The sequence below is a fragment of the Thalassospira sp. ABD4_177 genome (genome assembly GCF_056160125.1).
On record NZ_JBSWWO010000001.1, the window covers coordinates 1,738,827 to 1,764,149 of the forward strand.

Genomic DNA, 25,323 nt, shown 5'->3' on the forward strand with positions numbered 1-25,323 from the left:
AAGGCGAATGTGCGACATTTTGGTCAGTGGACCAGATACCTTTCGCGAAACGGGAAGAACAAAATCAGATGCCGGTGGACGGTGCCCGCCACCGAACCGGTCGAGAGAAGCACTTAAAAAGGTACGGGAGACCTTTTGATGACAGCCACCACGAAAATCAGCCGTCCGAACGATCTTTCGGCGTTCTGGATGCCGTTTACGGCCAACCGTCAGTTCAAGCAGACCCCGCGTATGCTGGTCTCGGCGGACGGCATGTATTACAAAACCGACGACAACCGCGACATTCTTGACGGCACCGCAGGCCTTTGGTGCTGCAACGCCGGTCACAAGCGTCCGAAAATCGTCGAAGCGGTCAAGGCACAGATGGATGAGCTGGATTACGCACCGGCGTTCCAGATGGGCCATCCCAAGGCGTTCGAACTTGCAAGCCGCCTTGCGCAGCTAATGCCGGGCAATCTCAACCATGTGTTCTATACCAACTCCGGTTCTGAATCGGTTGAGACCGCGCTTAAAATCGCCCTGGCCTATCACCGTGCACGCGGCGATGGTCAGCGCACCCGTCTGATCGGTCGCGAACGCGGCTATCACGGTGTGAACTTTGGCGGCATTTCTGTCGGGGGTATTTCGGGCAACCGCAAGACCTTTGGCCAGATGCTGGGCGGCGTTGACCATATGCGTCACACCTATCTGCCCGAAGAAAACGGTGTCACCCGCGGCATGCCCGAACACGGGGCATATCTGGCCGAGGATCTCGAACGCATCTGCGCGCTGCATGATCCGTCAACGATTGCGGCTGTAATTGTTGAGCCGGTTGCGGGCTCCACGGGTGTTCTGATCCCGCCAAAGGGCTATCTGGAGCGCCTGCGCGAGATTTGCACCAAGCATGGCATTCTTCTGATCTTTGATGAAGTCATCACCGGTTTCGGTCGCCTCGGTGCGCCGTTCGCTGTTGATTACTTTGGTGTTCAGCCGGATCTGGTCACGACGGCCAAGGGCCTTACCAACGGCACCATCCCGATGGGCGCTGTGTTTGCCACCGACGACATCCATGATGCCTTCATGACCGGTGCGGAAAACATGATCGAGCTGTTCCATGGTTACACCTATTCAGGCAACCCGGTTGCCTGTGCGGCCGCCATGGCAACGCTTGAGACCTATGAAGAGGATGGTCTTTATACCAAGGGCAAGGATCTTGGTCAGTATTGGGAAGATGCAGTGCACAGCCTGATCGACCTGCCGCTGGTCAAGGATGTCCGTAACTTGGGCCTGATCGGTGCGATCGAGCTGGAGCCGATTGAAGGCTTCCCGACCAAGCGTGCCTTCAATGCCTTCCTCAAGGCGTTCGAGAAAGGCATCCTGATCCGGACCACGGGTGACATTATTGCGCTGTCGCCGCCGCTGATTCTTGAAAAATCACACATTGATCAGCTGTTCGGCACCTTGCGCGAAGTGCTTAAAGAGATCGATTAAGATCACGACATGCGCCCCTTGTCCGGTCAAACGGGCAGGGGGCAACAGCGTGCAGGGCTGATAAAAATCAAACGGTTCTGCAACGCTCGGAGGAAACATCTGTTTCGCGATTTTTCTGATCGCGTCCCGTCTGGGAATGGACCCGCATAAAACAAAACAGGGTTCTTGGGGCGCGCGAAGACATAAGTCCATCAGACCACAAAAGTGGCAAGGACATAAAAATATCAGATCAAGGAGGTATCTCGGATGTCGATGCTGAGAGGCGGACTGATTCAAATGAGTCTGAAAGGGTCAACCGATCAGACGCCAGAAGAAATCCGCAAGGCCATGATTGACGCACATCTGCCCTATATTGAAGAGGCAGCCAAAAAAGGTGTGCAGGTCCTGTGCTTTCAGGAAGTTTTCACCCAGCCTTATTTCTGTCCGAGCCAGGACAAGAAATGGTATGCGGCCGCGGAAAAAATCCCCGATGGCCCGACCACGCAGCTGATGTGTGAATTGGCAGCAAAATACAAAATGGTGATCGTTGTTCCGATCTATGAGGAAGACATCACCGGTGTTTATTACAATACCGCTGCCGTGATTGATGCCGACGGTACCTATCTTGGGAAATACCGCAAAACCCACATCCCCCATGTCGCCGGTTTCTGGGAGAAATTCTTCTTCAAGCCGGGCGCATCGGATTGGCCGGTCTTTGATACCCAGTATTGCAAGCTTGGCGTTTACATCTGCTATGACCGCCACTTCCCGGAAGGCTGGCGTGCGCTCGCACTTAACGGGGCAGAATATATCGTCAACCCGTCGGCGACCGTTGCCGGGGTGTCGGAATATATCTGGAAACTCGAACAGCCGGCATCGGCTGTTGCTAATGGCTGCTTCATCGGCGCGATCAACCGCGTTGGCACCGAGGCGCCCTGGAACATTGGCGAGTTTTACGGTCAGAGCTATTTCGTCAATCCGCGCGGCGAGATTGAATCCCAGGCGTCACGCGATCAGGACGAATTGCTGGTCCATGACATGGATATGTCGATGGTGCGCGAAATTCGCGACAATTGGCAGTTCTTCCGCGACCGTCGCCCGTCGACCTATACCCGTCTGACCGACGGAAACTGATTTCATGATACCCGCGAGCGGTCTTGTACTGCTGCTCGCCGTTTTGCCTTGATCGACAGCTGGGGTATCATTCCCCATTCCCGGCAATGACCGGGCAAGGGCTTTATGCGTTTGATCAAATGTCGACAGGGTTCAGGGCAACGTCCCTGAGGGAGGCTTCCAATAAGTCGGGCCAGAAATCTCTGGTCCGGAAGAGAGACATACGATCAGGGGAAACCCCATGACGCTAAAACAAGTCGTCAATAATGTTGCTGAGATGCCCGCATCAAAAAAAGCTGTTGTTGATATCAAAAAACTGTCGCTGACCTTTCAGACGGCAGATGGTCCTGTGTACGCCCTTTCCGATGTCGATTTGACCATCGAAGAAGGCGATTTCGTTTCCTTTATCGGTCCGTCAGGTTGCGGCAAAACCACGCTTTTGCGCGTGATTGCCGATCTGGAGCAAGCCACCGGCGGTGACATTTCGATCAATGGTGTTTCGCCGCACGAAGCCCGCGAACAACGTGCTTATGGCTATGTGTTTCAGGCACCGGCCCTGCTTCCGTGGCGCTCGATCGAACGCAACGTGACCTTGCCGCTCGAAATCATGGAAATCTCCAAGGAAGAACGCGTCAAGCGCGCCCAGGAGGCCCTGAAACTGGTCGAGCTCAATGGCTTTGAAAAGAAATTCCCATGGCAGCTGTCTGGTGGCATGCAGCAACGCGCATCGATTGCGCGTGCCCTGTCCTTTGACGCCGATCTTCTATTGATGGATGAGCCGTTCGGCGCCCTTGATGAAATCGTGCGTGATCACTTGAATGAACAGCTTCTGAAGCTGTGGGCGCGGACCAACAAGACGGTGGCGTTTGTCACCCACTCCATCCCCGAGGCGGTCTATCTGTCGACCAAGATTGTCGTCATGTCACCGCGTCCGGGACGGATCATTGATGTGATCGAAACCGATTTCCCGAAAGACCGCACACTCGATATCCGCGAAACGCCGGAATTCCTCGAGATTGCGCATCGGGTACGTGAAGGGCTGCGTGCGGGGCACAGCAATGACGAGTAATGCTGCTTCCATGACCGGCACGCTTGCCGGACCATCGATCTGGACGCGCATGATGTCGGGCCAAACCGGACCGGTCTGCGTTGTTCTGATCGCGCTTCTTGTTTTGTGGTATGTCGGGGCCGTTTTCATGAACGCACCGACCCAGATTGACCGTTATGACCGTGCTGATCAGGCCTGGACCACCGGCCAGTTGATCGAAGATACACTGGCACAGGATCGTCCGATCCTGCCGGCCCCGCATCAGGTCGCGGTCGAGATGTATAAAACCATCTTTGCCATCAAGATCACGTCGAAACGCTCGCTGGTTTATCACAGCTGGGTGACGCTTTCCTCGACCCTTCTGGGCTTTGGGATTGGTACCTTGCTGGGCGTGTTGCTGGCGGTGGGGATTGTTCATGTCATGACGCTTGAAAAAAGCCTGATGCCATGGGTGATTTCATCGCAAACCATTCCGATCCTTGCGATTGCGCCGATGATCATCGTTGTTCTGGGTGCCATCGGGATCAAGGGACTGGTGCCAAAGGCGGTTATTTCGACTTATCTGTGCTTCTTCCCGGTCACGATCAGCATGGTCAAAGGCCTGCGGTCGCCGCAAGTCATCCAGCTTGACCTGATGCGGACCTATAATGCCTCGAAATGGCAGACCTTCTGGCAGCTTCGGTTGCCGTCCGCCATGCCGTACCTGTTTGCCAGCCTGAAAGTCGCGATTGCGATCAGTCTGGTCGGTGCCATCGTTGGTGAATTGCCGACCGGGGCGCAGGCCGGTCTTGGTGCGCGTTTGCTTGCCGGCTCCTACTATGGACAGACCATTCAAATCTGGTCGGCCCTTCTGACAGCGGCTTTTGTGGCGGCCATCCTTGTGGTGATCGTTGGCTGGTGTGAACGCAAGGTCCTTGCGCGCATGGGGGTAAAGCAATGACCAAGATGAAACTTGATAAATTCTGTCTTGTTGCGGCGATCGCGGCTTTGCTGGCCCTGATCTTTCCGCTTTCGGGCATTGATGGTGATACCGGCAAACAGGTTGCCTTTGTTGGCGATATTCCGGGTCTTGCCATTGCCATGGCGCTTTGCGTGATTGCCGGTGCGGCCTTTACCTGGCTTGGTGTGCGTTCGGTCAAAGCTGGCGTCGTCATTCTGGCGGTTGCCGTGTTTGGCTGCTGGCAGGCGGTGAGTGTTCTCTATGATCACGGTGTCGCCGGGTATGCCGGGCTTGGTTTCTGGTTGTTCATCCTGTCGCTTTGGGCGTTTGTCTGGCGCGGGATTGATGTGATTGCCAATTTCCACAGCCTAGATCGCAGCAAGCAGCATCTTGCCAACGTGATTGTGCCAGTGGCCTTTGGCGTATGGCTTCTGTTTGTCTGGGAAGTCGTCGTTTCGGGCTTTGGCGTGCCGCAGGTTCTTCTGCCGCCGCCCAGCATGATCGGCGAACGCTTTGTGAATTCCACCGACATTCTGGCATCCGACTTCCACCAGACCTTCGTGAAGGCGGTGCTGAGTGGCTATGTCATGGGTTGTGGATCGGCCTTTATCGTTGCGATTGCGGTGGACCGTGTGCCGTTCCTAAAACGCGGTCTTTTGCCGCTGGGCAACATGGTTTCGGCCCTGCCGATCATTGGTGTCGCACCGATCATGGTGATGTGGTTTGGTTTTGACTGGCAGTCAAAGGCAGCCGTGATCGTGATCATGACCTTCTTCCCGATGCTGGTGAATACCGTCACCGGGCTGAATGCGGCCGGAAACCTTGAAAAGGATCTGATGGCGACATACGCGTCGGGCTATTGGTCAACGCTGTTTCGTCTGCGTTTGCCGGCAGCCATGCCGTTTGTTTTCAACGCACTTAAAATCAATTCCACGCTTGCGCTGATTGGCGCAATCGTCGCCGAATTTTTCGGCACCCCGATTGTTGGTATGGGCTTCCGCATCTCGACCGAGGTGGGGCGGATGAATATCGACATGGTCTGGGCGGAAATCGCATTGGCGGCCCTTGCGGGGACCGCCTTCTACGGAGCCGTGGCTTATATTGAGAGAAAAGCAACGTCATGGCATCCGTCATTCCGGGTACGTCGCCATTAAAGGCATAAAACAAGACGACCCGCCGGGAGGACTTGACTACAACCTGAGGAGACATCGACGAATGAATAAGTTTATTTCGACTGCTATGGGGTTGAGTTTCGGGTTGGCATCGTTTTCCGCGATGGCAGCAGACGAGGTAACCCTGCAGCTTAAGTGGGTCACGCAGGCCCAGTTTGCAGGCTACTATGTCGCACTCGACAAAGGTTTCTACGAAGAAGCCGATCTTGATGTGACGATTAATCCGGGTGGTCCGGACGTTGCCCCGCCGCAGGTGATTGCTGGTGGTGGTGCCGATGTGATCATTGACTGGATGCCGTCCGCATTGGCATCGCGCGAAAAGGGTGTGCCGCTGGTCAACATCGCACAGCCGTTCGCCAAATCGGGCATGATGCTGACCTGCCTGAAGGAAACCGGCATTGAAAGCCCGGACGACTTCCCGGGTCGTACCCTTGGTGTCTGGTTCTTCGGTAACGAATATCCGTTCCTGAGCTGGATGTCGAAACTCGGCATTCCGACCGAAGGCGGCGATGATGGCGTGACCGTCCTTAAGCAGGGCTTCAACGTTGATCCGCTGATCCAGAAGCAGGCCGATTGTGTGTCGACCATGACCTATAACGAATACTGGCAGGTAATTGATGCCGGTATCCCGGCCGAAGACCTCAAAGTCTTCAAATACGAAGACCAGGGCGTCGCAACCCTTGAAGACGGTCTTTATGTTCTTGAAGACAACCTGTCGGATCCGGCATTCGTCGACAAGATGGCACGCTTTGTCGATGCCAGCATGAAGGGCTGGAACTGGGCGAAAGAAAACCCGGAAGACGCTGCGATGATCGTTCTTGATAACGACATGACCGGTGCCCAGACCGAAAAACACCAGGTCCGCATGATGACCGAAATCGCCAAACTGCTGGGTGATTCCGCGGTTCTCGACGAAGCAGCTTATCAGCGTACCGTTGACAGCCTGCTTTCGGGTGGTTCCGATCCGGTGATCACCAAGGAGCCGGAAGGTGCCTGGACCCATGCTGTGACCGACAAGATGTAATCCTCTCATCTTGTGATCTTTGCCCGTCCGGCGGGGTTTTGGCCTCGCCGGACGGGATTGCCTCCCGAACGACGAACGAAGAACGACGACGATTGAATACCCTCGGGGTGTTTGCAGACAACGGGTGAAATGCCGGGATGGCCCGCAACTTTTCAGCCCTCAGACAGACAAGGAGCCACCCATGTCCATGGTTATTCGTGGCGGAACCATTGTTACCGCAGACCTGACATACAAATCCGATATCCTGATCGAAGACGGCAAGATTGCCGCGATCGGCGACAACCTGACCGGGGACAAGGTGATCGAGGCCGACGGCTGCTATGTGATGCCCGGCGGTATTGATCCGCACACCCACATGGAAATGCCCTTTATGGGCACCTATTCCGAAGACGATTTCGAAAGCGGCACCAAGGCCGCAGTTGCCGGCGGCACGACCATGGTTGTCGATTTCTGCCTTCCGGCACCGAACCAGTCGCTGCTGGAAGCGCTTCAAGCCTGGGATAACAAGTCCTCCAAGGCGGTGTGTGACTATTCCTTCCACATGGCGATCACCTGGTGGAGCGAGCAGGTCTTTGATGAAATGAAGACCATCGTGCAGGAAAAGGGCATCAACACCTTCAAGCACTTCATGGCCTATAAGGGGGCGCTGATGGTTGATGATGACGAAATGTTCGCATCCTTCTCGCGCTGCTCGGAACTGGGCGCAATGCCGCTGGTTCATGCCGAAAACGGCGATGTGGTCGCAACCCTTCAGGCGAAATTGCTGGCCGAAGGCAATAACGGCCCGGAAGCACATGCCTATTCCCGTCCGGTGGATGTTGAAGGCGAGGCATGTAACCGTGCGATCATGATTGCCGATATGGCCAATGTGCCGCTTTATATCGTGCATGTATCGTGCGAACCGGCCCACGAAGCCATCCGCCGTGCGCGCCAGAACGGCAAGCGCGTCTTTGGCGAACCGCTGATCCAGCACCTTATTCTGGATGACAGCGAATATAAAAACACCGACTGGGATCACGCCGCACGTCGCGTCATGTCACCGCCGTTCCGTAGCAAGGAACATCAGGATGGTCTGTGGAATGGTCTGGCTTCGGGCAGCCTGCAGGTTGTTGCAACCGACCACTGCGCATTTACGACCGAACAGAAACGCATGGGCGTTGGCGACTTCACCAAGATCCCGAACGGTACGGGCGGCCTTGAAGACCGCATGCCGCTTCTCTGGACCTATGGCGTTGGCACCGGCCGTCTGACCCCGAACGAGTTCGTGGCAGCCACTTCGACCAACATCGCCAAGATCCTCAACATCTATCCGCGCAAGGGTGCGGTTCTGGTGGGGGCGGATGCCGACCTTGTGGTCTGGGATCCGAAGGCCTCGAAAACCATCACCGCGGATCATCAGCAGTCCTCGATTGACTACAACGTGTTCGAAGGCATCGATGTTACCGGCCTTCCGCGTTACACCATCAGCCGCGGCCGCATTGCCGCTGAAGAAGGTGTGGTTGTTGCCAAATGCGGCGACGGCGAATTCATCGCCCGCGAACCGTATCCGGCCGTCAACAAGGCGCTTTCCAAATGGAAAGAAATCACATCCCCGCGTAAGGTTGAGCGCAGCGGTATTCCGGCTGGCGTCTAAGCCCGAACGGCATAAAGACCAAAAGAAACGGGGCAGCTACTGGCTGCCCCGTTTTGCATTCGTGTCTTTGTTATCTGCGCCTTACGACGGGCTATACAATTTCAGCATCACGATCCCCGACAGGATCAGCGCAATCGCAACCAACCGTCCCGGATTGGCGGGTTCGCCGACCATGATGATGCCAAAGATGACCGCACCCGCCGCACCGATGCCGGTCCAGATGGCATAAGCCGTTCCGATCGGGATTGAGCGCATGGCGATGGAAAGCAGCCAGAAGCTTGCAGCGATTGCGGCAATGGTAAGCGCACTTGGGATCGGCTTGGTGAAGCCTTCGGTGTATTTCAGGCCAATCGCCCAGCAAATTTCGAGAAATCCGGCAATAACCAACGCTGTCCAGGCCATGGGGGCCTCCTGTCTTGCGGGGCCGTCCCCATTGATCGGATCAGGAATACCGGTCGTCCGGTATCAAGGTGGAAAGTCGAAATATTCTAATCAGTCTAATTCAACGCGCTAACTGCGACAATGTAAAAATGACGCAGTGCAGCATGAATGTCCCGGCTTGAATATGCCGTGATGGCAAGACGACAGATGCATACTGCCAAGCTCTCGACTATGATGAGGTCATCAAATTACGTGCCTCAATTCAAAGGTTTGCCGATACCGTGACGAAACCTGATCAACCGCAATCCCAACTCATCCCGACCCTTGGCCTTGTTCTGGCCGGGGGTGAAGCGCGCCGCATGGGCGGGGATAAGGCGTTTCGCGAGGTGGGCGGCAAAAGCCTGATCGGGCGGGTGATTGATGTTGCCCAAGTGCAATGCGATCAGGTGATGATTTCTTCCAATGCCAGGGCCGACGGGTTCGCAAATTACGGCTTGCCGGTCGTGGCGGATCATCCGACACCGGGGCAGGGACCATTGGGTGGCATTCTGGGTGGTCTGTTGGCTTTGCCCGATGGTATCGACTGGCTGGTGACGTTTCCGGTCGATTGCCCGGTTGTGCCGATGGATATGGTGGGGCGCTTGCAGGCCGCTGCCGAAGGTGCTGGCGCGAAAGCAGCCTTTGCCAGCCATGCCGACCGTGACCATTACCTTTCAAGCATCTGGCATCGTGATGCCGCCAAAGTCATTGCGGATTTGCTGGCATCCGATGATCGCCGAGTGCGCGGACCGTTACAGGCGCTCAATGCACCGCGGGTGGTGTTTGAGGATGAGGTTGCCGGGCTGGAGCCCTTTACCAACGTCAATACGCCGGATGATCTGAAGCTGATTAGCCGTGCCCTTGCCAGCGCTGTATAAAAGCAGGGTTAGTCAACCGCACAGGCCCGCCACGGTTGCCACGGCTCGTAATTTTTAAAGAAACCGGCCAGGAAGTGATCGACCCGTTCGCGGTTGATCGCGCGGTCTTTGGGTGAGAGGTCCTTGTCGAACTGGCCGCAATTTTCCTCGACCGCGTCGCCGATGGTTTTCCAGTCGACATCTTCGTTATGGCCGGGCATGCCGGTCGCAATCGCGCACCAGCCAACCGCCTCGGCCTTGTCATCAACCGTGCGGGCTTCTTTGGCAAGATAGGCGGCTGCACGCATTTCACCATGTTGGGCGGCGCGCCGCAGATAGGTCAGGCGATCGATATCGCTTTTGGCAAAGCGGTTGGCAAGCAGGGTGGCCGCACGCGGATCGCCAAGCTCCCACGCCTGTTTCAAATGCGCTTCGGCCTTTGCGCCGTTGCCCTGATCAAGGGCATCAAGGGCCAGCCACAGCATCGCCTGGGTGTTGTTGTGTTGGGCCGCCGCGGTATAGAGACCGCGTATTTCGGCCTTGTCACCGCCCATGGCTTCAAGACGCCTAGCCATGACGACGCTGGCATCGGGGTTGTTGCCCTCTGACGCCTGTTCCATCAGCGCCCAGCCGGCATCTTCATTGGCCGCGACGCCAACTCCATTGATGGTCTGACAGGACAGAAGATACTGCGCGGTGGCATCGCCATTGTCTGCCAGCGAAGAAAAAATACCTGCCGACTTTTCAAATTCCCCGTGGCGATAGGCATTGATGCCGTCATCGAGTGCCGAGGACGCCACGGCGCCGGTGGAAAGAAAACCGCTCATGGCCAGTGCCGTGAGGGCAGCACGGCCAAGAGCGGGAACAGTCCGGCGGGGGGAGGAAAACAGACGCATGGAAACGTTACCTTTGCCCGCAAAATACCGGGCGGTCGGATATGAAAAAATCAAAAGGGATCAACAAAGCCCGGGACGGTCGGGGGCGAAAAAATCACCCCCGACACCCCCAGTAGTGTAGCCCGAGTTACTGGGCTGCACGCCATTCCGCGATCAGATCGTCATATTTGACGGTCTCACCCTGCGGTTTTTCGTTGTCGAGCGGCGGTTTCGGTGCGCCCGGCTGGTCGTACCAGTACTGCGCATCACGCTCTTCGTTCAGCTTCGGTGCACATTCGCCACCGATGCCGGCACGTTCAAGACGCTGCAGGACGCGGTCCATGGAGTTCGCAAGGTTGTCCATGGCTTCCTGCGGGGTCCGTTCGCCGGTAACAGCTTCGGCGACGTTCTGCCACCAGAGCTGTGCCAGTTTCGGATAATCCGGAACGTTGGTGCCGGTCGGCGACCACTGGACACGGGCCGGCGAACGATAGAATTCAACCAGACCACCCCAGTTCGGAGCGATGTCGGTAAGTTCCTGGGTATCCAGGTCAGACTGACGGATCGGTGTCAGACCGGTGAGGGTCTTTTTCAGCGATACGGTTTTCGAGGTGGTGAACTGTGCATAGAGCCATGCAGCTTTGCGGCGCTCAACCGGGGTGGACTTCATCAGAGTCCAGGAACCCACATCCTGATAACCAAGCTTCATGCCTTCTTCCCAGTATGGGCCGTGCGGCGACGGGGCCATACGCCATTTCGGCGTGCCATCGTCATTCACAACCGGGGTGCCTTTTTTCGCCATGTCGGCGGTAAAGGCGGTGTACCAGAAGATCTGCTGTGCGATCTGGCCCTGTGCCGGAACCGGACCCGCTTCACCAAAGGTCATGCCAGCTGCTTCTGCCGGGGCATAGGCCTTGAGCCAGTCGATGTATTTGGTCAGAGCATAAACCGCTGCCGGGCCGTTTGCGGCACCACCACGGGTGACACTCGAACCAGCAGGCGAGCAACCTTCAACACGGATACCCCATTCGTCGACCGGAAGACCGTTCGGAAGGCCCTTGTCGCCGGCACCAGCCATGGAAAGCCACGCATCGGTGAAGCGCCAACCGAGCGACGGGTCTTTCTTGCCGTAATCCATGTGGCCATAGACTTTCTGGCCATCGATTTCACCAACGTCATTGGTGAAGAATTCGGCGATATCTTCGTAAGCCGACCAGTTGACCGGAACACCCAGGTCATAGCCGTACTTGTCTTTGAACTGCTTCTGCAGGTCTTCACGCTGGAACCAGTCATAGCGGAACCAGTACAGGTTCGCGAACTGCTGGTCAGGAAGCTGATAAAGCTTGCCATCCGGACCGGTGGTGAAGGACAGACCGATGAAGTCATCAAGGTCCAGGGTCGGGGACGTTACGTCCGAACCTTCGCCAGCCATCCAGTCGGTCAGCGGCACAACGGCGTCATAGCGCGCATGCGTACCGATCAGGTCGGAGTCATTGATGAAGGCATCATAGATGTTGCGGTTCGACTGCATCTGGGTCTGCAGTTTTTCGATCACATCGCCTTCGCCGATCAGGTCATGGGTCAGGTTGATCCCGGTGATTTCCGAGAAGGCCTTTGCCAGAACCTTGGATTCATATTCGTGCGTGGTGATGGTTTCGGACACCACGTTGATGTCCATGCCGCGGAACGGTTCTGCTGCTTTGATGAACCATTCCAGTTCGGCCATCTGGGCGTCTTTGCTCAGGCTCGACGGCTGAAACTCGCTGTCGACCCATTTCTTCGCTGCGTCGGTATATTGATCTGCCATGGCCGGATTTGCCAGCACAGCAAGACCAAGGGCGACAGCAACTGCGCTGCCTTTAACAACGCTCGAAGCACCTTTGGCTTTAACGATCATGTCGTTTTCTCCCTGGTCGTCTTCCTTATTGCTCATCCGGTAAACCCGGTCATCAACACTGGGGGAAGACGGACAGCCCAGCGCAATGAATAGATCAGGAACGGCAGCGCTGTAGGACGCACTGCCGTTCCGGTGACTTAGCCCCAGCGCATCACAATGACGAGCCAGACAAGCGCGATGATGGAGCCGATCCAAAGGGCGGCATCGGTAAATGCCAGCCAGCCCAGATGGATGTAGGCGGCGCCCACCAAACTGATAAACAGACGATCACCGCGTGTGGTGGTCAGTGGCAAAAAGCCACGCCGTGGAACGGTCGGTGAAACCGCCTGCCAAATTCCCATCCCGATCAGCATCAAGAAGATGCACCCAAAGAATGCGGCGGTAATCGGGGTCCAGGCCATCCATGCCATTTTGATATTCCTCCTGTTTTCCGATTACACGCGACCCATCGCGAAACCTTTGGCGATGTAGTTGCGAACGAACCAGATCACCAAGGCGCCCGGGACGATTGTGAGAACACCCGCTGCTGCCAGCACACCCCAATCAAGCCCCGATGCCGAAACGGTACGGGTCATGGTGGCTGCAATCGGCTTTGCATCGACCGAGGTCAGCGTACGGGCCAGCAGAAGCTCCACCCAGCTGAACATGAAGCAGAAGAACGCCGTCACACCGATGCCCGAACGGATCAGCGGAATGAAGATCGTGGCAAAGAAGCGCGGGAACGAATAACCGTCCACATAGGCGGTTTCATCGATTTCCTTGGGGATACCCGACATGAAACCTTCGAGGATCCAGACCGCCAGCGGCACGTTAAACAGGCAGTGCGCAAGTGCCACAGCAATATGGGTGTCAAACAGGCCGACACTTGAATAGAGCTGGAAGAACGGCAACAGGAACACGGCCGGCGGTGCCATGCGGTTGGTCAATAGCCAGAAGAACAGATGCTTGTCGCCGGTAAAGTTGAACCGCGAGAAGGCATAAGCAGCGGGCAGGGCAACCACCAGCGAAATCACCACGTTGATGCCAACATAGATCATCGAGTTGATATACCCCGTATACCATGCCGGATCGGTCAGGATGGTGGCATAGTTGGCCAGTGTCGGATTGTCCGGGAACAGGGTCATTGCGCCCAGGATTTCCGTATTGGTCTTGATCGACATGTTGAACAGCCAATAGATCGGAACCAACAGGAACAGGATATAAAGAAGAAGTCCGATATGTCGTTTCTGGAACTGCATTTTATTGTTCCCCCTGCTTTCCGGCGTTCATCACGACGGTATAGAAAACCCAGCAAACCAGCAGAATGATCAGGAAGTAGACCAGCGAGAAGGCCGCAGCAGGACCAAGGTCAAACTGACCGACTGCCATCCGGGTCAGGAACTGGCTGAGGAAGGTGGTTGCGTTACCCGGACCGCCACCCGTCAGGACGAACGGCTCGGTATAAATCATGAAGCTGTCCATGAAGCGCAGCAGAACACCGATCACGAGAACCGACTGCATCTTCGGCAGCTGAATAAAGCGGAACACGGCCCAGCGCGATGCGCCGTCAATCTTGGCCGCCTGATAATAGGCATCCGGGATGGAGCGCAGACCGGCATAGCACAGCAGCACAATCAGGCTGGTCCAGTGCCAGACATCCATGACAAGTACGGTCAGCCACGCATCCATCGGGTTCTGGGCATAGTTGTAATCAATGCCCATCAGGTTGATCAGATAGCCACCCAGACCAATGTCTGCACGGCCAAAGATCTGCCAGATGGTGCCGACCACGTTCCATGGAATAAGCAATGGCAGGGCAAGCAGAACCATCGATGCCGACACCCCCCAGCCCTTGCGCGGCAAGGTCAGTGCAACGGCAATACCCAGCGGGATTTCGATGAACAGCACCGAAAGCGTATAGATGATCTGACGCACCAGCGCGTCATGCAGGCGGCTGTCGCCAAGAACCTGTTCAAACCATTCGGTGCCGACAAAGAAACGCGTCTGCGGATCGAAAATGTCCTGAACCGAATAGTTCACAACCGTCATCAGCGGAATGATCGCACTGATCGCGACGATAAAGAACACTGGCAGGACGAGGAACCAGGCCTTGTTGTTGGTAATCTTGTTCATTTCCTCATCCCCCCTTACGCGACCAACTGACTGTCGGCGTAAAGCTTGGTCCATTCCGGTGCGAAACGCAGAATGCCGGACTGACCGACAACCTGTTCGTCTTCGCCAAGCTTGACCTTGATTTCAGATGCGCCAAACCGGGTGGTCGCGATCTTGAACTGGCCAAGGTCCTCGACCTTGGTGATGTTGACTTCGATCCCGTCTGTACCCTTGTCGGCATTGCCGGTTTCAAGGGTCAGGAACTCGGGGCGAATACCCAGTTCGATCTTGCCGCTTTGTTTTGAAATGGCGTCAAGGTGACGATCCGAAAGACCGATACGCTGCCCGTCAACCCAGGCCGCACCATCATCGATCTTGCAATCCATGATGTTCATGCCCGGGCTTCCGATGAAGTACCCAACAAAGGTATGGGCCGGATTTTCAAACAGTTCCTGCGGGGTGCCCAACTGCACGACCTTGCCGCCATACATGACAACGACCTTGTCGGCAAAAGTCAGGGCTTCGACCTGATCATGGGTGACATACACCATGGTCGGGCGCAGCTTGTTGTGAATTTCCTTGAGCTTGCGGCGCAGAACCCACTTCAGATGCGGGTCAATCACGGTCAGCGGTTCGTCAAACAGAATGGCCGAGACATCGTCACGCACCAGACCACGACCCAGCGAGATCGTCTGTTTTTCATCCGCACCAAGGCCGCGCGCCTTTTGCTTGAGCTTGCCGGTAAGGTCAAGCATGCCTGCGATTTCCCGCACACGGGCATCAACGCGCTTTTCATCCACACCACGGTTGCGCAGCGGGAAGGCCAGGTTGTCATAGACCGTCATGGTGTCATAGATCACCGGGAACTGGAAAACCTGCGCGATGTTGCGTTCTTCCGGGGCCAGTTGGGTGACGTCCTTGCCATCAAACAGGACCTGCCCGTGGGATGGGGTCAAAAGACCGGAAATAATGTTAAGAAGCGTGGTCTTGCCACAGCCCGACGGGCCCAAAAGGGCATAGGCCCCGCCATCTTCCCAGACATGTTCCATCCGACGCAGCGCATAATCCTCGTCCGTTTTCGGATCGGGGAAGTAGGAATGCGCAAGGCTTTTAAGATCAATACGTGCCATTTTACTTACTCTTCCTCACGCCGCTTTGCCGTTGGTAACTTCAACCGGCGGGGCGGCCACGAGCGCACCGTTCGCATCAAAGGCAAACAGGCGTGTCGGATCGACATAGAACTGGGTGGCTTCGCCAAGGCGCGGGTTGTGAACACCTTCTTCCTGGATTACCCAGGACACATCATTGAAATGCACATGGACAAAGGTCTCCGAACCGGTGATTTCAGCCAGCTCGACCTGTCCCTGCATCGCGACCGTGTCGTCCCCAGTCGGATCAACCGACAGATGGTTGGCGCGGATGCCAAGGGTGTAATCACCATTGCCAAGGTTCGCCAGATGCCCCGCAAGCGGGACCTGATGACCGCTTTTCATGAATATCGCGCCATCGCGAACTTCGGCCTTCACCAGGTTGATCGGCGGATCTGAAAAGATCAGGCCGGTCTCGACCGAGGCCGGGTTGTGATAAACCTGTGTCGTCGGACCAAACTGGGTCATCCGGCCTTCATGCATGACCGCGCACTTGCCGCCCAGAAGCAGCGCTTCCATCGGCTCGGTCGTGGCGTAAACAACGATGGTGTCGCGTTCGGCCAGAAGGTTGGGGATCTCTTCGCGGAGTTCTTCACGCAGCTTGTAGTCAAGGTTGACCAGCGGCTCATCAAGCAGCAGCAATTTGCAATCCTTGACCATGGCGCGGGCCATGGCGGTGCGCTGCTGCTGACCGCCCGAAAGTTCCTGTGGCAGGCGATCAAGCAGATGTTCGATATGCATGAGTTCGGCCGTCGAACGCACACGCTTGTCGATCTCTGCCTTATCGACACCCTGCAGCTTCAGCGGTGATGCGATATTGTCGTAAACGTTCATCGACGGATAGTTGATGAACTGCTGATAGACCATGGCGACATTGCGTTTCTGTACGGCCATGCCGGTCACATCGGCATTATCGACCAGAATGCGGCCTTTGGTCGGGGGCTCAAGCCCCGCCATGATCCGCATCAGGGTGGTTTTCCCGGCAAGTGTACGCCCAAGCAGGACGTTGAACGATCCCGGTTCGAGCGTCATCGACACATCGTCGATATGGGTCTCCCCACCCACGGTCTTGGTTATGTTTTCAAGCGTAAGGGTCATTTTCCAGTATTTCCTTCGCCCGCTTTCACGGTGTTTTTCGATGTCGGTTCGGTTTTGAACCATTGGACAATGGCATTACGCGTCTCATCCGAAAGGTGCAGCCCCAATTTGGAGCGGCGCCACAAAATATCATCGGCCGTTCTGGCCCATTCCTGATCCACCAGATAGCGCAATTCGCACTCATATACGTCGTCACCCAAGTGCTTTCCAAGCCCTTTCAGATCGCTGGCGTCGCCTATGATCGTGTTGGTGAGTGTGCCGTAGTTTTGCACGTAGCGGTAGATTTGTGCGTCCGGAATCCAGGGAAACTTCTTGTGCATCGCGGTAAGATACCGCTCGAAATCCGCATCGGGGATATCGCCGCCCGGAAGCGGTTTTGTCGCCGTCCAGCGTGTGTCATCGCGGCCAAGCAGCGGGCAAAGCTTGCTCATCGCGGATTCAGCGAGCTTGCGATAGGTGGTGATCTTGCCGCCATAGATGTTTAGAAGCGGCGCACCATCATCGGTCTGATTGCCCCGGTCAATTTCCAGAACATAATCACGGGTTACCTGCGATGCGTCCTCGCTGCCGTCGCCATAAAGCGGGCGAACGCCAGAATAGGCCCAGACAACATCATCGGTGGTGATTTTCTTTTCGAAATAGGTATTGGCCAGTTCGCAGAGATATTTGGTTTCATCTGCGCTGATCGCGACCTTGGCCGGATCGCCCTTGTAATCACGATCCGTCGTGCCGATCAGGGTAAAGTCCTGCTCATAGGGGATGGCAAACACAATGCGCCCGTCCGGGTTCTGGAAGATGTAGCAATATTCATGGTCAAACAGTTTGGGCACCACAATGTGGCTGCCCTGAACCATGCGAATGCCCTGTTTCTTCTTGGCCTCAACCCGGCTTTCAAGCAGTTCGGCACACCAGGGACCGGCGGCATTGACCAGTGATTTGGCCTTGATGTTTTTTTCCGACCCGGTATCGATATCGCGCAGGGTAACAGTCCAAAGATCGCCTTCGCGTTTGGCCGACACACATTCGGTGCGCGTTTCGATATCCGCACCGCGTGCGCGCGCATCCATGGCATTCAAAACCACAAGACGTGCGTCCTGAACCCAGCAATCGGAATAGACAAACGCCTTTTTCATGCCGTTCACCAGCGGGGCACCAGCCGGGTGGGTGGCAAGCTTGATGCCCTCTGACCCGGGCAGCTTTTCGCGCCCACCAAGGTGATCATACAGGAACAGGCCCAAACGGATCATCCATGCCGGGCGCAGGCCCTTAACGTGGGGCAGGACAAAACGAAGTGGCCAGATGATGTGCGGGGCGGCGCGCAGCAGAACCTCGCGCTCAATCAGCGCCTCACGCACAAGGCGGAATTCATAATGCTCAAGATAGCGCAGGCCACCATGGATCAGCTTCGTGCTGGCCGACGAGGTCGCGCTGGCAAGGTCATCTTTTTCACAAAGATAAACGCTCAGTCCACGTCCCGACGCATCACGCGCGATGCCCGTGCCGTTGATCCCACCGCCAATGATGGCGATGTCAAATGTTTCTGGAGTGAGCAACCGATTCCTCCCCAATTGCTCTTATTTGTGACAGCTGTTCTCAACTGCCGTTCTGTTGTTTCACAAAAGTTACGGATGGCCCAAAATAATTGCAAGCGAAAATTATGATGATTTGAAATTTTCGATAATGAACGTCACCTGCGGGTTTGCAACAGATTGTAATTATTGAAATATTGTTAAGTGCCATGTGCAGGGGCGGGGTTTCTGATGCTTTATCTCGTTTGCAATCAGGGCGGTAAATCCATGTGAATCGGTTAAAACTGAAAAAAAAGAGCCGGAAGTATCCCGGAATCTGCGGTGTTGAAGGTCGTTATAAGTTTTGCGATTGCTAATGATTATCATTGTTGTTAGTTTGCGCCACCCGGCTGTTTGTGACTCTGGATCAAACAGGCGCGGTCAGGGGTGACCAATGGGTGGTGGTATTATCTGAATATGAAGCGCTGGCAGAACACGCTCTCAAAGCTGTTTGAGGATCACCGTCGACAATTGGTGTCGATGGCGAACCGGCGCGTCGGAGATCGTGAGACCGCGCTTGAGATCGTGCAGGATGTTTATGCGCGGCTTCTGCGATCGGGTGATCACGGAACAGAGGAAGAAAACGTCAAGGTTCTTTACGCGTCTGTACGCAATGCCGTGATTGACCATCACCGCAGCAATGCCGGGCGGACAAATGTCATGAGCCGCATTTTGCCAACACAGCTTTGGCAAAAGGAAACGTCTTCGCCACAGGAACATGCCCAGTCACGCCAGGCGCTTTCAGCACTTGATCAGGCTTTGCTGGAACTTTCCCCCAAGGCACGCGAGATGTTTGTCTTGCATCGGGTAGAGGGCGTGTCGAACGCGAAACTGGCAAAGAAGTATGGCATTTCGGTCAGTGCGGTGGAAAAGCAGCTCGCACGCACGATGCGTCATTGCCAGCAACGGTTGGAGGCCTATCGCGATGCTGACTGAAATGTTTGGCGATAACGGCTTGAGGATGTTTCCCTGTTATCCGTTTATTAGGTATAGACATCACAGAACAGCCCCATGGCTGTTTTCGCGGCCGGTAACGTGTGGACAGACATAAGATCAATGCAAGGCGACACCCAACCAACCGATGCGCAAAAGGATGAAGCAGCACTTTGGCACGTTAAACGGGCCGGAGGATCGCTTACATCCGCAGAGGAAAGCGAATTTGACGCTTGGCTTAATGCTGATCGCGGTAACCGGCTTGCCTATGATCAGATGCGCGTTCTGTGGGCACAGGTTGAAGAACCGGCCGCACGCATTGCGGCGGTGAATACGCACCGGGTTTCTGCGTGGCGCAAAGTTCTGGATTGGTGTTCTCCGGCGCGGATTGTGACCACCTCTGTTGCCGCAGCGGCGGTTGTGGCGGTGGGCATTTTCCTTAATCCGGATGCATTGGAAAACTTCGAAGCCGATATTGTGACCAATGGCCAAACCGTCACCGAAGTCACGCTGACGGATGGATCAACCGTTTTTCTTGCGGCCAATAGTGCAATGACAACGGACTTTGAGGATGGGCACCGCGATGTCGAACTCCTGCGTGGGCAGGCCTTTTTCGATGTCGTGCATCGTGACGGTGATCGGTTCCGGGTGCAGGCTGGTGACGCGACGGTGGAAGTGGTCGGGACGCGCTTTAATGTCGACTACCTGACAGACAACACACAGGTCGGCGTTGAAGAAGGGGCCGTGCGGGTTTCAACAAGCTCGGAAACAGATGACGTTGTTTTGCTGGGACCCGGCGATCAGGTTGCTGTCCGGGATGGCGGTCTGCAGGCCAAGCAGGTGGTCAATATTGCGTCCGTTCAAAGTTGGATGCATGGGCGTCTTAGCGTGCAAAACTTACGTCTTGCGGATTTGATTGCCCGTCTGGATAATTTTGCGCCAGGGCGCCTGATGGTTTTGGGTGAGATCGGAAACAAGACGGTTTCAGGAAGTTTCCCGACCGACGATGTGGCCAGATCCCTTGAAACCCTTGGCGTTGCCGTAGGTGGACGGGTTGTCAGAACCTCACCCTGGTTGACCGTTATTTATTAAGATTGCGAAAAATTCGCAAAAAATGTGATCCTCATGTGAGGAGTTCTTTTTCCCGCTCGTTTGTTTTTCTAGATGCAGGGGGACCTGCCTGAAAAACCAAACATGGAATGGAGTGGGAATTTGTATTCCAAGCAGGCAAAATCAAAAAAGAATATCCTGATCTCGGCGTTGTTAATGACGTCCACAATCGGTTTTCCAACCGGTTTGATGGCCGCAGAAACCAATGAACAGATCCTGTCGGGAAATCAGGTCGAAGTCGCACAGGCGCTTTACAGTTTTGATCTGAGTGTGACGTCCATTGCCGATGGCATCAGTCAGATTGGCGATGTTTCCGGCTGGAGCATCGCCTACACGATTGAACTGCCAGAGATTTCAGGAACGCGCGAAATTCGTGGTGATCTCTCCGTCCCGGCAGCAATCGACATTCTCATTCGCGGGACGGGATTGTCTTACCGTGCTGCGGGCAGCCGTTCACTGATCATCACCGATGCAAGCGTGCAGGATAATGCAAGTGGCGAAATGGTGACCGATCCGGTCATTGTCGAAGCCACTGGCGCACAATCCGATCTGGCGCCGGCCTATGCAGGTGGGCAGGTGGCAACCGGCGGACGGTTGGGGATGCTGGGCAATACCGATATCATGGATGCCCCGGTCAGCATTACCAGCTACACCAGTGAATATATCGCCGATCAGCAGGCCGAAACCATTGCCGACGTGCTGCAATATGATCCCTCGGTACGGGCCCCGAATGCGGAAACCGCCAACCTTGATACCTATCAAATCCGTGGTTTTGGCGTGAACCTGTTTAATACCGGCGAAGTTTCATTCAATGGCGCCTATGGGGTCGCACCAACCTATCGCGTCATGTCCGGGATGGCAGAGCGGATCGAGGTCGTCAAAGGACCCAACGCATTGCTGAACGGCATGTCGCCGACCGGTGCCGTTGGCGGTGCGATCAACATCGTGCCGAAACGTGCGGGGGAAAAGGACTTGACCCGCACAAGCGTTGATTACGGGCGGGGGGAACAAGCCGGTGGCGATATCGATTTCAGCCGCCGCTTTGGACAAAATGACGCGTTCGGCGTGCGCTTTAACGGCGGTTATCACAATGGGGATACCTACCTTGACCGTCAGACACGTGAAGCATCGCTTGGCGCGCTGGCCCTTGATTACCAAGGCGATCGTTTCCGCGCATCGCTTGATCTGATTGATCAGCGTGAAAACCTTAATGCGCCCGCGCGTGAGTTTCGCTTTAACTCGGGCTTTGCCATTCCCGATGCCCCGGACGGTTCAACCAACGCCATTCAGGATTGGGAATGGTCCGATGCGGTTGATCAATCGGGTATGATCCGTGCGGAATATGATCTGTTTGAAGACATCACTGTCTTTGGCAGCTTTGGGGGTGGTCGCACGGAACTGGATCGCCTGTTCGGGACGCCGACCGTTCAGAATGCCGCAGGTGATTATATCGACAATAGTCTTTCCTATCGTCGTTTCCAGACGGACCGTTGGTCGGCAAGCACAGGTGTGCACAGTGAGTTCGAAACAGCCGAAATCAAGCACAAGCTGTCATTCGAAGCCACCCGCTACGAAGATGAACTCCGCCAGGGCATCAGCAACGCCGGATCCAATCCGTCTGCCAATATCTACACCACGGCGGCGGTCGCACCAATTGCCGTCAGTGCGCCAACCAGCAAGCCCAAAACATCAGCATCTGAACTGACCGGCTTTGCCTTGGCCGATACGCTGTCCTTCCTTGATGAGAAGGTTCTCGTCACCCTTGGGGCGCGTCACCAAACCATTGCTGTGGACAATTACAGCAGTGGGGTTGTGAGCAGTTCCTATGATGACAGTGTGGTCAGCCCGATGGCCGGTGTGGTCGTTAAACCGACCGAGACCGTGTCGGTTTATGCGAACTATATCGAAGGCCTCAACCAAGGGGATATTGCTGATGGTAGCGCTGCTAATGCGGGTCAAGCGATGGAGCCGTATGTTGCCAAGCAAATGGAAGCAGGTGTGAAGCTTGATTTTGGCACCGTCGGTGGATCGATCTCGGCCTTCCAGATTACCCAGCCTGATGGCGATACCGATGATGTGACCAACATTTTCAGTGCTGATAACGAACAGCGAAACCGTGGTCTTGAGTTGAATGTCTTTGGTCAGGTGACGGATGACATCCGGTTGCTCGGTGGTGTGATGTTCCTTGAATCGGAAATCACCGAGGCGGTCAATGACGATGACTTGGGCAAGCGCCCGGTCGGTACGCCGGAAATGCAGATCAATCTGGTTGGCGAATGGGATACGCCGTTTGTCGATGGTTTGACCTTGAGCGGTACGGTCACCCATACCGCGTCACAGTTCGTTGATACCGCCAACACCCAGTCCATCCCGGATTGGACCACACTTGATATTGGTGCGCGCTACAAGACCGAACTGTACGACACCCCGGTAACGATCCGGGCATCCGTCCAGAACGTCACGGATGAAAACTACTATTCCGGTGTGAACCAGTGGCGTTTTGTTTCACTGGGGGCCCCGCGAACAGCACTGCTGTCGCTGACTGCGGACTTCTGATGTGACCGGTAATGTGATTGGGGCAAACAGGAAAATCCATCTCCTGTTTGTCCTGCAACTGGTATCCATGGGCGCAATGGAAATGAGCGGGCCGTTCTGGCCCGTTCATCTGCGTTCAATGATCCGTTCAGATGATCTGTTTTCCATCGCCAGCATCGGTGTGTATGTCGGGCCGATGCTGGGCATCATGTTGACCAGCACCTTTTGGGGGCGCATGGGGGATCGGTTCGGGCACAAGGCGATGATGATGCGGGCCCTGTTCGGTTTGGCCGCAACCCAACTCGCACTTGCCTTTGCCGGTGACGTTTTCTCGATCCTGATCTTGCGGTTCCTGCAAGGTGCCTGTGCGGGCTATATCGCGCCAGCGCAGGCCTATGGCGTCAGTATCGAAAGCCCCGCACGCCGGGCGAAGCTGTTTGCCTATTTGCAGGTGTCAACCAATCTCGGCTCGTTGGGCGGGGCGTTGGTCGGCGGGGTGATACTTGATCTCGCCAGCTTCTTTTGGATCAACTTTTCGGCTGCCATTCTGTGTGCGTTGTGCATGGTTTCGGTTTGGGCATTGCTTCCGACTGTTTCAGCACCGGTGCGGAGGCAGACTGATCGAGCGGGCATCGCACGGAATGCACCAAGCATTCTGCGATCACCACAGGTCATATCCTTGCTTGCAATCATTGGCGTCCTGTTGCTGGCGCGGATGGTGACGCAATCGCCGTTCTCGATTTATGTGCTTAGCACGTTTGATGTCGGCAACTGGGTTGTCGGGTTGTGTTACGGGCTTTTGGCGATGGGCTTTGTCACAACCGCATCGCTTTGGGCACGCTATTTTGAGGGCCGCTCCGCGCGGGCGGTTTTGACCGGCATATGTCTGGTAATTACCGGATGTGTCGTGGTGACCTTTACGGCGGGCGTGACCAATTCTGTCATCGTCTTTGCCGCGATGTATTTCCTGTGGGGCATGCTTCTGGGCGCGACAACGCCGGTTCTGACCGCACTGCTATCGCGGAGCACGTCTGATCATAAACAGGGTCATTTGCTGGGGCTGGCGCAAAGCACTGCGCAGTTTTCATCCATTGCCGGGATCGCACTTGGCGGCTGGTTTGCGCAAGGTTCCGGACTTTCAAACATCTATTTTCTTGTCGGTTTTGTCTATCTCGTAGGTCTGATGCTGACCGCGATCACGCGTGTGTTTGTTTGTCGCGCGGCAAACCCGACGGGAGTACCTGGGGAGTAAAACGACAATGAGAAAACTGTTCCAGATGCTGGTTGCGCTGCTGTTGGGCGTGGGTGTCCTTGCACCCGTCAAAGCAGAAACCATCACCGTCACCGATGTTGCCGGGCGTAAGGTTGCCGTTAATGTGCCGGTCAAACGCGCGGTTCTTGGCGAAGGGCGCCAGCTTTACATCATTGCCGCCCTTGATCGCGAAAACCCGACCAAGCACATTGTCGGCTGGCGCAAAGACCTGATCGAGGCAGACCCGGCGACCTATCAGGCCTATCTCGCCAAATTCCCGGCCTTTGCGGACATCCCGGCCTTTGAGGGGCTGGAGCAAAGCCTGATTGATATCGAAACCACAATTGCGCAGAAACCAGATATCGTCTTCCTTAACCTTGAAACCAAGCGCGCGGTGGAAGAAGCCGCCTATATCGAAAAGCTTGGCGCGCTTGATATTCCGGTGGTCTATGTCGACTTCCGCAATAGCCCGGAAATCAACACAGAACCCTCAATCCGCCTGTTCGGAAAGCTGTTTGGCGAGGAAGAACGCGCCGAGGAACTGATTGCGTTTCGTGCCGCCGAAATTGCCAAGGTGACGGACCGACTGGCACGTGCAAAACCAAAACGCCCCAGGGTCTTTATCGACCGTGCCGCCGGGTTCTATGAGGATTGCTGTCATTCATTTGGCGACAGCAATTTCGGCGCGATGGTGGAGCTGGCCGGTGGTGATAACATCGCCAAGGACCTGATCCCGGGAACGTTCGGTCAGATCAATGCAGAACAAGTGATCGTCTCAAACCCGGCACATATCATCGTGACCAGTGCGATGTGGGATGTCTATGTGCCAGGCGGAAAGTGGGTGCCGGTTGGCCCGGGCGCTGATCAAAAGCAAATTAGGAAGAAGCTTGAATTCTATCCGACCCGTCCGGCCTATCTTGGGATAGACGCCCAAAAGACGCGGGATTTTCATGCCGTCTGGCATCAGTTTTACAACAGCCCGTATCAGTTTGTTGCCATTCAGCGGATGGCAAAGTGGTTCCATCCCGATCTGTTTGCGGATCTGAGCCCTGATGAAACCTTTAAGCAGCTTCATGACCGGTTTCTGCCAATTGACTATCAGCCGGGCTATTTCGGGTCGCTTTCGAACTAGGCTTTCATCCGGCATTTGGCAGCACGGC

22 protein-coding genes are annotated in these 25,323 nt (G+C 55.6%); 13 read left to right on the plus strand and 9 right to left on the minus strand.

Annotated elements, in window-relative coordinates; genetic code table 11:
• Positions 1 to 138: 138 nt before the first annotated feature.
• The 7 genes from aptA (at position 139) to hydA (ending at position 8,379) form a co-directional block, all read left to right on the plus strand.
• Positions 139 to 1,470: an omega-aminotransferase AptA gene (gene aptA / locus ACXAF0_RS07965; protein ID WP_475345357.1), complete on the plus strand. Its 1,332-nt coding sequence runs from the start codon at positions 139 to 141 to the stop codon at positions 1,468 to 1,470.
• A 276-nt stretch (positions 1,471 to 1,746) separates the two neighbouring features.
• The gene (locus tag ACXAF0_RS07970) at positions 1,747 to 2,583 is read left to right on the plus strand and encodes a nitrilase-related carbon-nitrogen hydrolase (protein WP_475345358.1); all 837 of its coding nucleotides are present in this window, start codon (positions 1,747 to 1,749) and stop codon (positions 2,581 to 2,583) included.
• 256 nt (positions 2,584 to 2,839) lie between these two features.
• Positions 2,840 to 3,631: an ABC transporter ATP-binding protein gene (locus ACXAF0_RS07975; RefSeq protein ID WP_475346232.1), complete on the plus strand. Its 792-nt coding sequence runs from the start codon at positions 2,840 to 2,842 to the stop codon at positions 3,629 to 3,631.
• Positions 3,621 to 4,550 carry an ABC transporter permease gene (locus tag ACXAF0_RS07980; protein ID WP_475345359.1) on the plus strand — a complete coding sequence of 310 codons (930 nt, stop codon included), beginning with the start codon at positions 3,621 to 3,623 and terminating at the stop codon, positions 4,548 to 4,550. Before ACXAF0_RS07975 ends, ACXAF0_RS07980 begins: the two co-directional genes overlap by 11 nt.
• Complete coding sequence (locus tag ACXAF0_RS07985) at positions 4,547 to 5,704, plus strand: ABC transporter permease (protein WP_475345360.1); 1,158 nt, start codon at positions 4,547 to 4,549, stop codon at positions 5,702 to 5,704. The genes ACXAF0_RS07980 and ACXAF0_RS07985 overlap by 4 nt, the downstream gene beginning before the upstream one ends.
• Before the next feature lie 61 nt (positions 5,705 to 5,765).
• Positions 5,766 to 6,746, plus strand: coding sequence for an ABC transporter substrate-binding protein (locus ACXAF0_RS07990; protein ID WP_475345361.1), 981 nt, complete (start codon positions 5,766 to 5,768; stop codon positions 6,744 to 6,746).
• A 181-nt stretch (positions 6,747 to 6,927) separates the two neighbouring features.
• Positions 6,928 to 8,379, plus strand: a complete 1,452-nt coding sequence (gene hydA / locus ACXAF0_RS07995; RefSeq protein WP_475345362.1) for a dihydropyrimidinase — start codon at positions 6,928 to 6,930, stop codon at positions 8,377 to 8,379.
• Between the two features lie 81 nt (positions 8,380 to 8,460).
• Here the strand turns inward: hydA and sugE are convergent, their stop codons facing one another.
• Positions 8,461 to 8,781: a quaternary ammonium compound efflux SMR transporter SugE gene (gene sugE, locus ACXAF0_RS08000; RefSeq protein ID WP_475345363.1), complete on the minus strand. Its 321-nt coding sequence runs from the start codon at positions 8,779 to 8,781 to the stop codon at positions 8,461 to 8,463.
• 260 nt (positions 8,782 to 9,041) lie between these two features.
• Here sugE and mobA point away from each other — a divergent pair, with 260 nt between their 5' ends.
• Positions 9,042 to 9,677, plus strand: coding sequence for a molybdenum cofactor guanylyltransferase MobA (mobA, locus tag ACXAF0_RS08005; RefSeq protein ID WP_475345364.1), 636 nt, complete (start codon positions 9,042 to 9,044; stop codon positions 9,675 to 9,677).
• Between the two features lie 8 nt (positions 9,678 to 9,685).
• Here mobA and ACXAF0_RS08010 read toward each other — a convergent pair whose 3' ends face one another.
• The 8 genes from ACXAF0_RS08010 to glpD form a co-directional block, all read right to left on the minus strand.
• Positions 9,686 to 10,552, minus strand: a complete 867-nt coding sequence (locus tag ACXAF0_RS08010; RefSeq protein WP_475345365.1) for a tetratricopeptide repeat protein — start codon at positions 10,550 to 10,552, stop codon at positions 9,686 to 9,688.
• Positions 10,553 to 10,679: 127 nt separating this feature from the next.
• Positions 10,680 to 12,428: an ABC transporter substrate-binding protein gene (locus ACXAF0_RS08015; protein WP_475346233.1), complete on the minus strand. Its 1,749-nt coding sequence runs from the start codon at positions 12,426 to 12,428 to the stop codon at positions 10,680 to 10,682.
• Positions 12,429 to 12,565: 137 nt separating this feature from the next.
• Positions 12,566 to 12,838, minus strand: coding sequence for a DUF2160 domain-containing protein (locus ACXAF0_RS08020; RefSeq protein ID WP_475345366.1), 273 nt, complete (start codon positions 12,836 to 12,838; stop codon positions 12,566 to 12,568).
• 24 nt (positions 12,839 to 12,862) lie between these two features.
• Positions 12,863 to 13,666, minus strand: coding sequence for a carbohydrate ABC transporter permease (locus tag ACXAF0_RS08025; protein WP_475345367.1), 804 nt, complete (start codon positions 13,664 to 13,666; stop codon positions 12,863 to 12,865).
• A 1-nt stretch (position 13,667) separates the two neighbouring features.
• Positions 13,668 to 14,540 (minus strand): carbohydrate ABC transporter permease, encoded by an 873-nt coding sequence (locus ACXAF0_RS08030; RefSeq protein WP_475345368.1) that lies wholly within the window; start codon positions 14,538 to 14,540, stop codon positions 13,668 to 13,670.
• A 14-nt stretch (positions 14,541 to 14,554) separates the two neighbouring features.
• Positions 14,555 to 15,649 (minus strand): ABC transporter ATP-binding protein, encoded by a 1,095-nt coding sequence (locus ACXAF0_RS08035; RefSeq protein ID WP_475345369.1) that lies wholly within the window; start codon positions 15,647 to 15,649, stop codon positions 14,555 to 14,557.
• A gap of 15 nt (positions 15,650 to 15,664) precedes the next feature.
• Entirely contained in the window at positions 15,665 to 16,765 is a 1,101-nt protein-coding gene (locus ACXAF0_RS08040; protein ID WP_475345370.1) for an ABC transporter ATP-binding protein, read from the minus strand.
• A complete protein-coding gene (gene glpD / locus ACXAF0_RS08045) occupies positions 16,762 to 18,318 on the minus strand; it encodes a glycerol-3-phosphate dehydrogenase (RefSeq protein ID WP_475345371.1) in 1,557 nt (518 codons plus the stop codon). The genes ACXAF0_RS08040 and glpD overlap by 4 nt, the downstream gene beginning before the upstream one ends.
• Positions 18,319 to 18,750: 432 nt before the next feature.
• On the opposite strand from glpD, the gene ACXAF0_RS08050 reads away from it, so the two are divergent.
• The 5 genes from ACXAF0_RS08050 to ACXAF0_RS08070 all read left to right on the plus strand — a co-directional run bounded on the left by ACXAF0_RS08050 (position 18,751) and on the right by ACXAF0_RS08070 (position 25,295).
• Positions 18,751 to 19,269 carry an RNA polymerase sigma factor gene (locus ACXAF0_RS08050; protein WP_044829318.1) on the plus strand — a complete coding sequence of 173 codons (519 nt, stop codon included), beginning with the start codon at positions 18,751 to 18,753 and terminating at the stop codon, positions 19,267 to 19,269.
• Positions 19,270 to 19,389: 120 nt separating this feature from the next.
• A complete protein-coding gene (locus ACXAF0_RS08055) occupies positions 19,390 to 20,358 on the plus strand; it encodes a FecR family protein (protein WP_475345372.1) in 969 nt (322 codons plus the stop codon).
• 174 nt (positions 20,359 to 20,532) lie between these two features.
• On the plus strand, positions 20,533 to 22,932 hold the full coding sequence (locus tag ACXAF0_RS08060; protein ID WP_475345373.1) for a TonB-dependent receptor: 2,400 nt from the start codon (positions 20,533 to 20,535) through the stop codon (positions 22,930 to 22,932).
• A gap of 1 nt (position 22,933) precedes the next feature.
• On the plus strand, positions 22,934 to 24,163 hold the full coding sequence (locus tag ACXAF0_RS08065; protein WP_475345374.1) for an MFS transporter: 1,230 nt from the start codon (positions 22,934 to 22,936) through the stop codon (positions 24,161 to 24,163).
• A gap of 7 nt (positions 24,164 to 24,170) precedes the next feature.
• The gene (locus tag ACXAF0_RS08070; protein WP_475345375.1) at positions 24,171 to 25,295 is read left to right on the plus strand and encodes an ABC transporter substrate-binding protein; all 1,125 of its coding nucleotides are present in this window, start codon (positions 24,171 to 24,173) and stop codon (positions 25,293 to 25,295) included.
• Positions 25,296 to 25,323: the final 28 nt, after the last annotated feature.

Bases quoted from the DNA above. Each gene is read 5' to 3' on its own strand.
- sugE (WP_475345363.1), bottom strand. From the start codon at position 8,781: ATGGCCTGGACAGCGTTGGTTATTGCCGGATTTCTCGAAATTTGCTGG.
- hydA (WP_475345362.1), top strand. From the start codon at position 6,928: ATGTCCATGGTTATTCGTGGCGGAACCATTGTTACCGCAGACCTGACA.
- ACXAF0_RS07980 (WP_475345359.1), top strand. From the start codon at position 3,621: ATGACGAGTAATGCTGCTTCCATGACCGGCACGCTTGCCGGACCATCG.
- ACXAF0_RS07970 (WP_475345358.1), top strand. From the start codon at position 1,747: ATGAGTCTGAAAGGGTCAACCGATCAGACGCCAGAAGAAATCCGCAAG.
- ACXAF0_RS07975 (WP_475346232.1), top strand. From the start codon at position 2,840: ATGCCCGCATCAAAAAAAGCTGTTGTTGATATCAAAAAACTGTCGCTG.
- aptA (WP_475345357.1), top strand. From the start codon at position 139: ATGACAGCCACCACGAAAATCAGCCGTCCGAACGATCTTTCGGCGTTC.
- ACXAF0_RS08015 (WP_475346233.1), bottom strand. From the start codon at position 12,428: ATGATCGTTAAAGCCAAAGGTGCTTCGAGCGTTGTTAAAGGCAGCGCA.
- ACXAF0_RS08040 (WP_475345370.1), bottom strand. From the start codon at position 16,765: ATGACCCTTACGCTTGAAAACATAACCAAGACCGTGGGTGGGGAGACC.
- ACXAF0_RS08025 (WP_475345367.1), bottom strand. From the start codon at position 13,666: ATGCAGTTCCAGAAACGACATATCGGACTTCTTCTTTATATCCTGTTC.
- ACXAF0_RS08020 (WP_475345366.1), bottom strand. From the start codon at position 12,838: ATGGCATGGATGGCCTGGACCCCGATTACCGCCGCATTCTTTGGGTGC.
- ACXAF0_RS08060 (WP_475345373.1), top strand. From the start codon at position 20,533: ATGACGTCCACAATCGGTTTTCCAACCGGTTTGATGGCCGCAGAAACC.
- ACXAF0_RS08055 (WP_475345372.1), top strand. From the start codon at position 19,390: ATGCAAGGCGACACCCAACCAACCGATGCGCAAAAGGATGAAGCAGCA.
- ACXAF0_RS08035 (WP_475345369.1), bottom strand. From the start codon at position 15,649: ATGGCACGTATTGATCTTAAAAGCCTTGCGCATTCCTACTTCCCCGAT.
- ACXAF0_RS08010 (WP_475345365.1), bottom strand. From the start codon at position 10,552: ATGCGTCTGTTTTCCTCCCCCCGCCGGACTGTTCCCGCTCTTGGCCGT.
- ACXAF0_RS07985 (WP_475345360.1), top strand. From the start codon at position 4,547: ATGACCAAGATGAAACTTGATAAATTCTGTCTTGTTGCGGCGATCGCG.
- ACXAF0_RS08030 (WP_475345368.1), bottom strand. From the start codon at position 14,540: ATGAACAAGATTACCAACAACAAGGCCTGGTTCCTCGTCCTGCCAGTG.
- ACXAF0_RS08070 (WP_475345375.1), top strand. From the start codon at position 24,171: ATGAGAAAACTGTTCCAGATGCTGGTTGCGCTGCTGTTGGGCGTGGGT.
- ACXAF0_RS07990 (WP_475345361.1), top strand. From the start codon at position 5,766: ATGAATAAGTTTATTTCGACTGCTATGGGGTTGAGTTTCGGGTTGGCA.
- ACXAF0_RS08050 (WP_044829318.1), top strand. From the start codon at position 18,751: ATGAAGCGCTGGCAGAACACGCTCTCAAAGCTGTTTGAGGATCACCGT.